Below are 12888 nucleotides of genomic sequence, written 5' to 3'. Positions count from 1 at the left end.
CCGTTCGGTGCGGTCGGGAAGATCCTGTCGGATCCGCTGCCTAGGGTCAGCGCATGTACTTCGTGTGCCGTTGGCGAGAGGATTCTCCATACAGTAAGCGCGTTGTCACCCTGCCTGATGCGAACGTGCTCGACTGGTTTCGCCGCGGCTGGAAGCACGACGACCCGACGGGGTGGATCGACAGTGAGCTGGGCGGCGATGTGTACGGCTTGGAGTCGATCTTTGAGGCGGCCGGGGAGCGTAACCTGCCGCCGCCGGAGTCGGTGGACGAGCTGCGGCAGCTGCTGACCGAGTACCTGTGGGTGGAGGGCGACGACAAGGGCGACTTCATTCGGCTCGGTGAGCACGCCCTGAGGGTTCGCACCGATGACGACGAGGTGGATCTCGCGTACTACTTCGTCGATGACGACGCGGCGTCTGCCTCACCTGACCGGCTCGCGTTCCTCCTGCACGACACGTGGCCGCTGCCCACCGGCGCGGGCGGGTCGGAGACCGTCTTCCGCCACAGCGTTCCCGTCCGCAGCGTCCGGCTCGCCCCGCCCGGCACGGACTGCACCTTCTCGGTCCGCCTGTGCTGGCAGTCGCCTGACCTATACCGGAACCTGGATCTGACCGGTGCCATCCAGTTTCCCGGCGTGAGCCTGCCGGACCTCGCCACCCACCTGGCCGTCGATGGCCCCGGCAGCCACCGATGGCCACACGACGTCCGGCTGCTACGGGCGCTTGTCGCTCCCGGGGAACACGATATGGGTCGGGCATTGGAGCGCTACGCCCAGCTGCCAGGTTACGCCCCATCACCTGCCAGTCTCGACCGAGCCCCCGCGCATGAAGCCGTTCTTCAGGAGATAACCGACCTGCTGCACACGGAGCGTCTCGCCGAATCGCTGATACGGCTGGATGCGCACATCGCGCAGGTCGCCCGATACATCGACGGCTTCTTCGGGTTCGACCAGTGGATCCTGTTCGACAATCGCTGGGCGGCGACCCATCCCGAGCTGGCACGCTCGCTGCTGCACTACGCCGCTCACTGGGACCCCTACGAGAAATAGCTACGGGCGCGGGTCGTCGTGATCATCGAGGGGGTTGCCGGGTGAACATTTCGTGGAGTGCTACGTCTCCGACGACAGGGACGTTCGCAGCGGTGGAGCGCTCGGGCATCGCTGGCCTCATCGAGCGGTTCGATGGACTGCGGACCCAGGGGCGCGGGTACGTCGAAGTGCGGGCCGGCGATGTTTTCCCTGTGCTCACGCTCGGGTTCACGGAGTCCGCGGCGGTCGTCCATCTGATGACAGGCGAGGACGCCATATCCCTGCTGGCCGCCGACGAACCTGCGAGCATGAATGCGCAGGTACTGGTGCTGGACGACCTGGTCGAGTTCGCCGCGGACTTCATTCTCGACCTCGAAGGCGCCTGGCAGGTCGTCGAGGAGTTCGTCCGGACGGGCGACCCTGGCCGGGCAGGAGGATGGCGTGAGTTGTAGTGACGGCCATCGCGGATGGCGTCCACGCGCTGGCGTCACGGCCAAGCCAGCACGAGATTGCTGAGCCCTTACTCAATCCGTTCTAGGCCGTCAAACGCCACCCAACGATGCGCACGTCCAGCAACAGGGCCAGCTAGCTGGGGTAGCGCGGTTAGGCGGGTGAACGCGATGACAGCTCGGTGGCCCAACATCAACTGGACGTAACCCCGGAATCTAGAGATCGTTCGGCCACCCAATGACGCGCTCGGCGGTGACGCCTCGAAGGTCGGCTCCGTCCCACCGTGCCCCGGTGACGTCCGTGCGTCCGTACTCCGGATCGTGCGTCCTGACGTAGCCGAACCGCGCGTAGGACAGGTCGGTGTCACGCAGGTCGGCGCCCCGCAGATCGCAGCCGGCAAAGCTGACACCGCGAAGAGACGCGCCCCGAAGGTCGGCGCCACGGAAGTCACACAACTTGAACGAGTGCCCATCCAGGGTGCGGTGCCGAAGATCGCGACCCGCGAACGATTGCCTCGTCGCGCGGAGCGGGGTGCTCACCCGCGAACCGTAGCGTGGTCGCCCGTCGCCGAACCAGCGGTTTCTGCCCACTCACTTGCGGGGCAGTCCGTAGCGCAGGACCGCTACTTCGCCCGCACGTCGTGACGCGCGGGCGCCAACCCGAGCTTGACCGTTAGTCGTAGACCTCAGGCCGCCACAGAGTCTCTTCTCTGCGATCCGCCTCCGGCGGAGCCTGAAGCAACGGATGATCTTGTAACGGGCTGCGGTAGACCTCCAGTTTGTGTTCCGGCTGTGCGTTCCGTAGGGCGGCCACGAGGTCTCCGAGTTCCTCGACGACGGCGATGATCTGCTCCTCGCTGTAGCGGGCAGGGGCGTTGGTCTTCTCTTCGGCTGGCGTGTGCTGGTGCCGTTCGGCGTGTTCGCGTTCTGCCTGGGTCTCGGCGATCCAGCCGGCAACGACGCCTGGGTCGGCGTCGGCGTCGAGCGCCGCCCGGTAGCGCGCCAGTTTGGCGTCGCACCCGGCGATTGTGGGTCCTTCGAGCGCCGTCGGGGCGGCGGTGGGCGCTGCCGCAAGTGTGGCCAAGTTGCTCGCCGAACACGGTCGCATCGAGGAGGCCATCGGCCTGCACCGCAAACGCCTGGACGCCGGCAACGAACTCGCCGCCGGAGACCTCGCCGAACTGCTCGCCGAACACGGCCTTACCCGCGAACTGGAGGCAGAAGTACACGCAGGTACTTCTACGGCCACGTACTGGGTCGAGCTCTCGCCCGATATAAGACCCGGGCGGTGGCGTGCCGCGCGCAAGGACCTGAGCGAGAATGGGCCAGTTCGAACTCTGCGCAACCCTGGAAGGACCCCTCCCTTGGCCGGTGGACTCGTAGCCCTGCTGGATGACGTGGCGGTGCTGGCCCGAGCCGCTGCCGCGTCGATCGATGACATCGGGGCGGCCGCCGCGAAGGCCGGCGCCAAGGCTGCGGGCGTCGTCGTCGACGATGCTGCCGTCACGCCGCAGTACGTACGGAGCCTGGCGGCCGAGCGTGAGTTGCCGATTATCAAGCGCATTGCCCTGGGGTCGCTGCGCAACAAGTTCTTCATCATCCTGCCGGCGGTGCTGCTGCTCAGTCAGTTCGTGCCCTGGCTGCTCACTCCGATCCTCATGCTCGGCGGCGCCTACCTCTGTTACGAAGGCGCGGAGAAGGTGTGGGCCAAGATCGCCCATCACGATGCCCACGGCGCGGGCGAGGAGAAGGTGCAGGACGAGACGACACTGGTGTCCGGGGCGGTACGGACCGACCTGATCCTCTCGGCGGAGATCATGGTCATCACCCTGAACGAGGTGATCGATGAGGCGTTCTGGTCCCGCCTGGCGATCCTGGCTGTCGTCGCCGTCGTCATAACCGTCCTGGTATACGGCGTGGTGGCCCTGATCGTAAAGATGGACGACGCCGGACTGCGCCTGTCGCAACGTTCCGGCGCCGTCGCCACGTTCGGCCGCGGTCTGGTGAGGGCGATGCCGGTAGTCCTCACCGTGCTGACGGTGGTCGGCACCGCGGCGATGCTGTGGGTGGGCGGGCACATCCTGCTGCTGGGCACGAACGAGCTGAACCTGCACTTCCTGTACGAGGCCGTGCACCACGTGGAGGTGGCCGTCCACGACGCCACGGGTGTTCTCGGCGGGCTCGTCGGCTGGCTCGTCAACACGGTGGCCAGCGCGATCCTCGGGCTGATCGTCGGAGCGCTGGTCGTGCTGGTCATGACTCTCACGCTCCACCGCCGCAAATCCAAGCCTGCGACTGCGACTGCGGCGGCCGCGACTCGTACTGACGGCATCATCCCCGCTCCGCCGAGCCGTGCAGCTCAGCGTCGCGACGCTCCTGTGGACCGAGCGCCGCGCGGGTGACCGCAAAATCATCGCAATTCGACCAGGGGGTCAGGCGTTCTGGTGCTGAACCGCTCAGTACTCCAGCCGCACCTGGTGGAGCCAGAGTCTTCACTGGTAGTGGGCCGTTCTGACGCGGTATTGGTGTCGTCGTCGCCATCGTGACCTACCGACACAAAGACCGCGCCCTTGGCCGCGTCCCCGCAGCCACCAAGACCAACGGCTAACTGACTCCACGCGCGCCTACTGCCCGCATCCCGAGCGATGCAAGACCAGGCCAGGGCGCTACCAACATCGGGTTCGGCCCGGGCGGTTCTCGGGCCGGACGGGATTGGCGGGGCAGCCATCGGGGAGGGGAGCGGCCGTTTCGGGCAGGATAGCGGGGTGGCGGTGGGCTTGGACTGGGCGAGCTTCGAGCGCGTGCTGGTAGACGCCCTGGTGCAAGCCGTCCGGTCGACCATCGCCGAACATCCTGACGAGCGGTTCTACGCCGCGGCGTTGGACCGGATCTACCGCGAGACCGATGGCCAGATCACCCTGCCCAGCCTCGCGATGAACAGTGTCGAAGCGTTGGCGCAGCTTCCCGCCGAGGAGCAGACGGATGTGCGGTGGAACGCCGCCGACTGGGACCACTACGACGACGAGTGGCTCGCCGAGGGCCTGACCCGGGATTGGGAACGGCAGCTGGCCGCGGAGGCCTGCCGAGGGACGACCCGGCAGTGGGAGGCGACGTTCCGCCGGTACCTGTCGATGCTCGTGCGCGTGTGTAAGCGAGCCAGGGTCGCACTTCGCACCAGCGGCGTCACCGACCGGGACTTCGTGGTGCTGCTGCTCGACGACGAGTACCACGAGACGCTGATCAAACGCGTCCTCACCGAACGTGAGGTGAGCCGGCACATCCCTGAGTACGACCAGCGGGCGGTCGTGATGGCCCGGGTCGCCGCACTACCGGAGGCCGGACGCGCCGCGTACTACGTCGCCCGGCTGGACGCGTTTGACGGCCCGATCAGCGGCGAGGACGCCCAGGTGGCGCTGCGTGATCTCGGGCTGGCCGCGTTTCCCGCCTTGATCCCCCTGCTCTCTGCCAAGGACCGGGCGTGGCGGGCCGCCAAGCTGCTAGCCGACATCGGCCAACCCGACGGCGGCGTCCTGCGGGCACTGCACGAGGCGCTGACCGAGCGGGAAGGACCGGACCAGTCGTGGGCGGGCCGTGCGCTGGCGCGGCTGGGCCGCCTCGATCTCGTGCTCGACCAGATCCACCGTCTTCCGCAGGAGGTTGTGATCACCGCCGTCGCCGCCCCGTACACCAGCTTCCGCAACCAGGCGGTCATCGCACGGCGGTTGGACTACCGGCCCTTGCAGGACGTCATCGAGCGCCGGCCGGCGTATGTGCCGGCGCTGGCCGAGGAGCTCAAGCCAGGGCGGGGGTACTGCGACATCACCGTCGGCGAGGTCGACGAAGCGATCCGCGGACTGGCCTCGCCGTACGTCGTCATCCGCCGGCACGCGGTGTGCGTGCTCGGCGAACGGCGTCTCGGTGCCGCCGTCGCGAGGCGGGTCCTTCCGCTACTCGGACAGACGGTCAGCCAGGACCCGGACGCCACCGTGCGACGGCTGGCGATCCTTTCCCTGCGTGGCTGGCGCAAGGAGTCTTACCGGCACGCGAACGTGATCAGCGAGGCGCTCAACGACCCAAACGAAGACGTCCGCGAAACCGCCGCCTACTGGCTACGGGAACAGAACGGGCGACCCGCGTGACCGCGTATGTGCTCACGTGGGGTGGGCAGCCGTTGGCGCGCCCATGCCTGGGCTGCCGCGGCCAACTCGTGAGAGCTGCTGAATCGCGACCTGGCCCTCGCGGACGTCGGATAAGCAATGACCCCCACCATGGGGTGGAGCCGGGTTGAGCTGCCGGACCGTGAAGGAGCGTTAATTAGTGGACGAACGGACCCGCGGACTTCTCGACGCCGCGGTGCGCGAACAGCTTGACACTCACAGCCGGGTTCTACCGCCATGGCGAGCGCACCCGGAGATCGAGCGGTACAGCATCGGCTGGCGCATGGGCTACGGCGAATGGCACCTGATGCTCTGGTGGCACTGGTGGGAGTCCGCCCCCATGGACCAGGCGGCGCGGATCGCGTACTTCCAGGCCGACGAGCCGCCGCACCAGTGGCTGGACTGGGCCGCGGACCAGATCTGGCCGGATGAGGATTTCGGTGAGGCGAGCGTACGCCGCCTCGCCGCACACGGGATCGGTACGCGTCCGCTGTTGTTCCTGGACGTGGACGGAACACTCCTGCCGTTCGCCGGCGCCGCGCGGCAGATGGACGACGAACCCAACCCGTTGCTGGCCGGACTCAGCCCTGAACACGGCCGTCGCCTGGCCGCGTTGCCGTGCGACCTGGTCTGGGCCACGACCTGGATGGCCGAAGCGAACGAGGTACTCGCGCCGCGGCTCGGCCTGCCTCAGCTGCCCATCGTCGACTGGCCGGACGAAGATGACGACGACGGTCGGCTGCACTGGAAGACCCGCCACCTCGTCGAATGGGCCGCGGGACGCCGGTTCGTCTGGGTCGACGACGAGATCACCGACGCCGACCGGTCCTGGGTGGCCGCGAACCACAGCTCTCCCGCGCTCCTGCATCGTGTCGACCCACGCCATGGCCTCACCGATGCGGACTACAACACCATCGCAGGATGGCTGATGAAAGACGGCTCCACATGCATGAACGAGGAGACCACGTCCTAGGACGCTCTAGAGGGTGTGCCAGCCACCTCAGGCTCCAGTCGGTTGTCGTGTCGCTGAGTAACCGCGGTGGCCCGCCCCATGATCGCCGCCGATGCGTCCGGCGACTCGGCCCGCACCGTCGCCCGGCAGTAGCGGGCCACCGTCCGCCGAGATGTTCCGGCACCTCGACCGCATCGATCCCTGGCTGAAGCGCATGGACCCTGCCGGGCCGCACGAACGCCCCCAGGAGCGCAGCACGCTGAGCCGCGACAACAAGGAGATGCATCCGTACCAGCTCAGCCAGGCTGCCTGGCACGCCCTCTCGCACGCCGTCGACCACCTGCACTGCCTGCGCACCGTCCTGAAAGACGCGCACGTCATGCACATGTACGCCCCGTACTCGCTGGCCCGAGCCGCCTTGGAGAACGCAAGCGCGGCGGTATGGCTGCTCGCGCCGGAAGACCGGGCCGAGCGAGTCCGCCGGCGGTTGCGCTTCGCTGCGCTGGACATCAAGGGCGGCGAGGCGGTCAGGGAACTGCTCGGTGCGCCGGAGGGACGCAAACCCGCGGAGGCCCGCATAGAGCAGCTGCGCGAAATCGCGCGGCGGAGAGGTGTCGATCCGAAGACCGCTGTGCGCCGGCTGACGTACGGGAAATCGTCGAAGCAGCTGGCGACACCATGCCGGGCGGCAGAGTGCCGTTCGTGCACACGTGGAAGATGTGCAGCGCTATCGCCCACGGCGACTCTTGGGCCACGATCAACGTGGTCAGCCAGGAGGAGATCCCGGGCGCACCCTCTGGCCTCGCCCACCTGAAGATCACCGCGGACCCGAAGACGTTGTTCTTCGCCGTCTCGATGACCGCCGCCAGCTGGCGCCTGTACGACGATCGGTCGCGCCGCATTCGCACTCAGCGCGACGTCACCCTGAGTGTGGGAACCGTAGAGACGCAGAGGACGGCGAGGGGTTGGCGTTCGCCTCCGCCCCGGCTGACTGCCCGCGGGTGGTCTGCGGTCAGGTCGGTGGCCTCGTGTGCTGGTCGACGCCAGCCGGGGCACCAGTTGCCGTGCTTTGGCCCTGTGCTGGGCCACGGCCTGGGCTCAGCGTGCACTTTCGCCGGGTAGGCGGGGTCGTCTGGCCCGCTTGGCTTGCAGGGTGGCGGACGCGGGAAGTTTGACAGGTAGGGCAGCGGCTGTCGGATTCGGGCAGGGGCGTTCGTAGTCAGTGTGAGGGACAGCCTACGAGGGTGCTGTCGCGGTCACAGGAGGTGATGGGTGATGCGCCCGTGCGTCAAGGTCCGCTGCATGTTCGATCTCGTCGGCCCATTGCCACCGTGACCTTTTCCGAGGTGCCGAACGAGGCGTTCCTGGCCCTCGGTATGCGCGACTGCTGGGGCGGCTACTTCGCGGGCCGGGCCGCGCTGCTGGGGCTGGCACCGGCGCAGGTGATGCACGCGGTTTTCGGCAATGTGCGGGTGGCCGATCGGCCTTGCCACCTGGGCCGCGGTCAGCGCGCCGACCGCGGGCCGGGCTCTGTTTGCCGGCTCCGGGCGCTGGCTGGGCCGGAGGAGCCGGTGGCCCGGCTCCAGGCGTTCACCACGCTGATGAGCGTCCAGGCTGTTGCGGTTGATCATCGAGAGGTAGGGACATGGCAAAGCTGATTTACGTGAATAACGTGTCGCTTGACGGCTACATGGAGGACGAACGCGGCGCGTTCGCCTGGTTGCCGATGGACGACGAACTATTCGTTCTCTACACCGATCTCCTGCGGTCCGTGGGCACGTTCCTCTACGGGCGGCGGCTGTACGAGGCGATGGCCGTCTGGGAGACCGACGCCGCTCTGGCCGCGCAGTCCGATCTCATGGCCGACTTCGCAAGCGCCTGGCAGGCAGCGAGAAAGGTCGTGTACTCCACGACTCTCGCCGCGGTGTCGACCGCAGACACCCGACTCGAACGCCGCTTCGACCCCGAGGCGGTACACGAACTGAAGGCCACGGCCAGCAGCGATCTCACCGTTGGAGGTGCAAACCTCGCGGCGCAGGCTCTTGAGGCCGGGCTGGTCGACGAGTGCCAGCTGTTCGTCTGGCCCGTGGTCGTCGGCGGGGGAAAGCCGGGCCTGCCGACCGGCATGCGCGTCGACCTCGAGCTCCTCGATGAGCGCCGATTCCGAAACGGCGTCGTACACCTCCGCTACCGCCCTCTCGGGCAGTGAACGACGGCCCCGCCCGATCGCCAGCGCTTGCATGACGGCGGAGCGCTGACTACTGATCCGACCGGAGACCTCCCAGAGAAGACCGAAGTGGTCAGCGTTGGTTTCCGCAACTCGAGCCTGCGGGCGCCGACCAGGTGCCGACGCGGCGTGTCTCGTAGGCCCACATCACGATCTCGACGCGGTTGCGGGCGTTGAGCTTGCGCATCAGGGCGGCGATGTGGGTCTTGACGGTGCTGAGGCTGATGGACAGCTCATCGCCGATCTCGCTGTTGGTCCGCCCGCGAGCGGCAGCCAGCAGGACCTGTTCCTCGCGAGCGGTCAGCGGCTCGACAGGTTCAGGTGGCACCGAGCGCGGGCGGCTGTTCGCGAAGGAGGACAGGAGCCTCGCGGTGATGTTCGGTGCGATCAGGGCGTCGCCGCGGGCGGCGGCATGGATGGCCTGGGTGAGCATCTCGGCGCCGGCGTCCTTGAGGAGGAAGCCTCGGGCGCCTGCCTTGAGCGCGCCGTAGACGTACTCGTCGAGGTCGAAGGTGGTGATGACGACGACGGCCAGAGGATCGGCGACGTCGGCCCCGGCGAGCTGGCGGGTGGCTTCGATCCCGTCGACCTCGGGCGCATGCGGATGTCCAGCAGGCACACATCGGGACGTAGCGAACGGGCCATGGAGATCGCCCGGCGGCCGTCGGCGGCGTCGCCGACGACGGCGATGCCCGGTTGGGCGTTCAGGATCATGCAGAGCCCTGCTCTGACGATGTCCTGGTCGTCAGCGACCAGCACGCGGATGGTCATGACGCGCGCGCCGTCCGAGGAAGCGTGGCAGGCTTTCCCGCCGTTGTGTTCAGGCCGCGGCGTCCTTGAGGTCCTGCGCACGATCGGTGTTCTCCCACAGCAGATCGGGCAGTTCCCGGCCGAAGTGGCCATAGACGGCGGTCTGCCGGTAGATCGGGCGGAGCAGGCGCAGGTCGCGGATGATCGCGGCCGGCCGCAGGTCGAACACCTCGTCGATCGCGCGCTCGATCCGGTGCGTCGGGACGTTCTCGGTACCGAACGTGTCCACGAGGAAGCTCACCGGGCGCGCCTTGCCGATCGCGTATGCGATCTGCGTCTCGCAACGCTCGGCCAGGCCGGCCGCCACCACGTTCTTGGCAACCCAGCGCATCGCGTACGCCCCCGAGCGGTCCACCTTGGAGGGGTCCTTGCCGGAGAACGCGCCACCGCCGTGGCGAGCGTATCCGCCGTAGGTGTCGACGATGATCTTGCGGCCGGTCAGGCCTGCGTCGCCCATCGGCCCGCCGATCTCGAATCTACCCGTCGGGTTCACCAGCAGCCGGTAGTCCTCGACGTCCACGCCCAGGCCGGTCAGCTCCGGCTCGATCACGTGTTCGCGCACGTCCGGGGCCAGCAGTGAATCGAGTGAGATGTCCGCGGCGTGCTGGGACGACACCACCACCGTGTGCAGGCGGGCCGGGCGCGAGCCGTCGTACTCGATGGTGACCTGGGTCTTGCCGTCGGGCCGCAGGTAGGGGATCGTCCGATCCTTGCGCGCGGCGGCGAGCCGGCGGGCCAGCCGGTGCGCCAGCGCGATCGGCAGCGGCATCAACTCGGGTGTCTCCGAGCAGGCGTAGCCGAACATCATCCCCTGGTCGCCGGCGCCCTGGGCGTCGAGGGCGTGCACCGAGCCGCCGGCCACCCGCTCGATCGCCCGGTCCACGCCGCGTGCGATGTCGGGCGACTGCGCGCCGATGGAGAGGTTCACGCCGCAGGACAGACCGTCGAAGCCCTTCCGCGACGAGTCGTACCCGATGTTCAGGATGGTGTCCCGGACGATCTGGGGGATGTCCGCGTAGGCCCGCGTGGTCACCTCACCGGCGACGTGGACCTGACCTGTCGTGATCAGCGTCTCCACCGCCACGCGGCTTTGGGGATCCTGCGCGAGCAGGGCGTCGAGGACGGCGTCGCTGATCTGGTCGGCGATCTTGTCCGGGTGGCCTTCGGTCACCGACTCGGAGGTGAAGAGGCGACGTGTCACGGTGCTCCTCGGGGGTGGCGGACTCGGTCGCCGAAGCCTGGCGGCACCGGCTCAAGGAAGGCTCAAGAGCGGGCGGACGATGCGTCCATCGGCGTTCCAGTGATGTCGCGGCCGGGATCGTTAGCGTGCCCGTATGACGACCATGCTGATCACCGGCGGAGCGGGCTTCATCGGCGCGAACTTCGCGCACCACGTCCGCCGATGTCATCCCGGATACCGGATCATCTTGCTGGACGCGCTCACCTACGCAGGGAACCGCAGCTCCCTCCGGCCGATCCTCGATCACATCGAGTTCGTGCACGGCGACGTCCGTGACGCCGAAGTGCTGGATCGGCTGGTCGCGGCCAGCGACACCGTCGTGCACTTCGCGGCCGAATCCCACGTCGACAACTCGCTGCTGGATCCGGCGCCGTTCGTGCAGACGAATCTGGTTGGCACGTTCAACCTGCTCGAGGCGGTACGCCGCTACGATCGGCGGCTACACCACATCTCCACCGACGAGGTCTTCGGTGATCTCCCGCTGGACTCCGACGAGCGGTTCACCGAGTTGAGCCGCTACGACCCCTCCAGCCCCTACGCGGCCACGAAGGCCGGCTCCGACATGCTCGTGCGCGCCTGGGTGCGCTCCTACGGGGTGCGAGCCACCATCTCGAACTGCGCGAACAACTACGGTCCCTACCAGCACGTCGAGAAGTTCATCCCCCGGCAGATCACCAACGTCCTCGCCGGTGACCGGCCGAAGGTCTACGGGCGGGGCGACAACGTCCGGGAATGGACCCACGTCGACGACCACAACACGGCGATAGACGCGATCCTGCGGTCCGGCCGGATGGGTGAGACCTACCTCGTCGGCTCCGGGCAGGAATGCGACAACCGACAGATCGTGCGCCTGATCCTCGAGTTGATGGGCCGGCCCGCGGACGACTTCGACTTGGTCACGGACCGCCCCGGGCACGACGCGCGCTATGCCAACGACAGCGACAAGCTGCGGACCGAGCTGGGCTGGAAGCCCCGGTACGCCGATCTCTCCGCCGGCCTGGCCGGCACGATCGACTGGTACCGCCGCAACGGGTGGTGGTGGAAGCCGCAGAAGGACGCGACGGAGGAGCGCTACCGACGACTGGGTCGCTGACCGGCTCCGTCCTGACGCCTGGCGGAGCCGGCCCGGGAACGGGCCGGCTCAGGCGTGCTCAGGCCAGCTCACCCGCGATGTCCATCACGTAACGGCCGTAGCTCGAACCAGCCATCGCCTCGCCCAGCCGGTGACAGGCGGCGGCGTCGATCAACCCCATCCGCAGCGCCACCTCCTCGATGCAGGCGATCCGCACGCCCTGCCGGGCCTCCAGCGTGCCGACGTAGAGGCTCGCCTGGAGCAGCGACTCCGGCGTACCGGTGTCCAGCCAGGCGAAGCCCCGGCCGAGGTCGACCAGCCGGGCCCGCCCGCGTTCGAGGTAGACCTGGTTGACGCCCGAGATCTCCAACTCGCCGCGCGGCGACGGTCCGATGTTCTTGGCAATGTTGACGACGTCGTTGTCGTAGAAGTAGAGCCCGGTGACGGCCCGGTTGGAACGTGGCTTCGCCGGCTTCTCCGCGATGGACACGAGTCGGCCGTCCCCGTCGGTCTCGGCCACGCCGTAGCGCTCCGGATCGTGTACCGGGTAGCCGAAGAGGACGCAGCCGTCCACCTCGCGCGCAGTCTCCAGCAACAGGTCGGAGAAGCGCAGCCCGTGGAAGATGTTGTCGCCCAACACGAGGGCGACCTCGTCGTCACCGATGTGGTCGGCGCCGATCAGGAACGCCTCGGCGATGCCGCCCGGGTGCGGCTGCTCGGCGTAGCTCAACCGGAGCCCGAGATGCGCGCCGTCACCCAGCAGCCGCCGGAACTGCACGAGGTCGGCGGGGGTCGAGATGAGCAGGATCTCGGTGATGCCTGCGAGCATGAGCACCGACAGCGGGTAGTAGATCATCGGCTTGTCACCGACCGGCAGCAACTGCTTCGACACGGCCAGCGTCAGCGGTCGCAGCCGGGTTCCGGAGCCGCCGGCAAGGATGATGCCCTTCACT

The 12888-nt window shown here is 68.0% G+C and carries 13 protein-coding genes and 1 pseudogene; 9 read left to right on the top strand and 5 right to left on the bottom strand.

What is annotated here, in order from left to right; translation table 11 throughout:
- Positions 1-53 precede the first annotated feature (53 nt).
- Both MICAU_RS20070 and MICAU_RS20065 read left to right on the top strand, forming a co-directional pair.
- Positions 54-1049, top strand: a complete 996-nt coding sequence (locus tag MICAU_RS20070; RefSeq protein WP_013287182.1) for a hypothetical protein — start codon at positions 54-56, stop codon at positions 1047-1049.
- A 92-nt stretch (positions 1050-1141) separates the two neighbouring features.
- Entirely contained in the window at positions 1142-1480 is a 339-nt protein-coding gene (locus MICAU_RS20065; protein WP_013287181.1) for a hypothetical protein, read from the top strand.
- Positions 1481-1693: 213 nt separating this feature from the next.
- Here the strand turns inward: MICAU_RS20065 and MICAU_RS20060 are convergent, their stop codons facing one another.
- Both MICAU_RS20060 and MICAU_RS31535 read right to left on the bottom strand, forming a co-directional pair.
- Positions 1694-2017 carry a pentapeptide repeat-containing protein gene (locus tag MICAU_RS20060; protein WP_049794834.1) on the bottom strand — a complete coding sequence of 108 codons (324 nt, stop codon included), beginning with the start codon at positions 2015-2017 and terminating at the stop codon, positions 1694-1696.
- A 133-nt stretch (positions 2018-2150) separates the two neighbouring features.
- Positions 2151-2597, bottom strand: coding sequence for a hypothetical protein (locus tag MICAU_RS31535; RefSeq protein ID WP_030275198.1), 447 nt, complete (start codon positions 2595-2597; stop codon positions 2151-2153).
- Here MICAU_RS31535 and MICAU_RS20050 point away from each other — a divergent pair.
- The 6 genes from MICAU_RS20050 to MICAU_RS20025 all read left to right on the top strand — a co-directional run bounded on the left by MICAU_RS20050 (position 2563) and on the right by MICAU_RS20025 (position 8795).
- Entirely contained in the window at positions 2563-3879 is a 1317-nt protein-coding gene (locus MICAU_RS20050; protein WP_244879632.1) for a DUF808 domain-containing protein, read from the top strand. The two genes, MICAU_RS31535 and MICAU_RS20050, sit on opposite strands and share 35 nt — an antisense overlap.
- Before the next feature lie 363 nt (positions 3880-4242).
- Positions 4243-5616, top strand: coding sequence for a DUF4303 domain-containing protein (locus tag MICAU_RS20045; RefSeq protein ID WP_013287178.1), 1374 nt, complete (start codon positions 4243-4245; stop codon positions 5614-5616).
- A 508-nt stretch (positions 5617-6124) separates the two neighbouring features.
- Positions 6125-6607 carry an HAD domain-containing protein gene (locus MICAU_RS33180; protein WP_369830069.1) on the top strand — a complete coding sequence of 161 codons (483 nt, stop codon included), beginning with the start codon at positions 6125-6127 and terminating at the stop codon, positions 6605-6607.
- Between the two features lie 151 nt (positions 6608-6758).
- Positions 6759-7400 carry a hypothetical protein gene (locus MICAU_RS32010; protein WP_083791335.1) on the top strand — a complete coding sequence of 214 codons (642 nt, stop codon included), beginning with the start codon at positions 6759-6761 and terminating at the stop codon, positions 7398-7400.
- Positions 7401-7917: 517 nt separating this feature from the next.
- Complete coding sequence (locus MICAU_RS32955) at positions 7918-8244, top strand: helix-turn-helix domain-containing protein (protein ID WP_013287175.1); 327 nt, start codon at positions 7918-7920, stop codon at positions 8242-8244.
- On the top strand, positions 8232-8795 hold the full coding sequence (locus MICAU_RS20025) for a dihydrofolate reductase family protein (protein ID WP_013287174.1): 564 nt from the start codon (positions 8232-8234) through the stop codon (positions 8793-8795). The genes MICAU_RS32955 and MICAU_RS20025 overlap by 13 nt, the downstream gene beginning before the upstream one ends.
- A 91-nt stretch (positions 8796-8886) precedes the next feature.
- Here MICAU_RS20025 and MICAU_RS20020 read toward each other — a convergent pair.
- Together MICAU_RS20020 and metK are read right to left on the bottom strand one after the other, a co-directional pair.
- Positions 8887-9584, bottom strand: a pseudogene (locus MICAU_RS20020) (response regulator).
- Positions 9585-9633: 49 nt separating this feature from the next.
- Positions 9634-10824: a methionine adenosyltransferase gene (metK, locus tag MICAU_RS20015; RefSeq protein WP_013287173.1), complete on the bottom strand. Its 1191-nt coding sequence runs from the start codon at positions 10822-10824 to the stop codon at positions 9634-9636.
- A 142-nt stretch (positions 10825-10966) separates the two neighbouring features.
- Here metK and rfbB point away from each other — a divergent pair, with 142 nt between their 5' ends.
- On the top strand, positions 10967-11956 hold the full coding sequence (rfbB, locus tag MICAU_RS20010) for a dTDP-glucose 4,6-dehydratase (protein ID WP_013287172.1): 990 nt from the start codon (positions 10967-10969) through the stop codon (positions 11954-11956).
- 58 nt (positions 11957-12014) lie between these two features.
- Here rfbB and rfbA read toward each other — a convergent pair whose 3' ends face one another.
- On the bottom strand, positions 12015-12887 hold the full coding sequence (gene rfbA / locus MICAU_RS20005) for a glucose-1-phosphate thymidylyltransferase RfbA (RefSeq protein WP_013287171.1): 873 nt from the start codon (positions 12885-12887) through the stop codon (positions 12015-12017).
- Between the last annotated feature and the right edge of the window lies 1 nt (position 12888).

This window comes from Micromonospora aurantiaca ATCC 27029, assembly GCF_000145235.1.
In the GTDB taxonomy this organism is placed as follows: domain Bacteria; phylum Actinomycetota; class Actinomycetes; order Mycobacteriales; family Micromonosporaceae; genus Micromonospora; species Micromonospora aurantiaca.
This window is presented reverse-complemented; position numbering and strand designations above follow the sequence as displayed.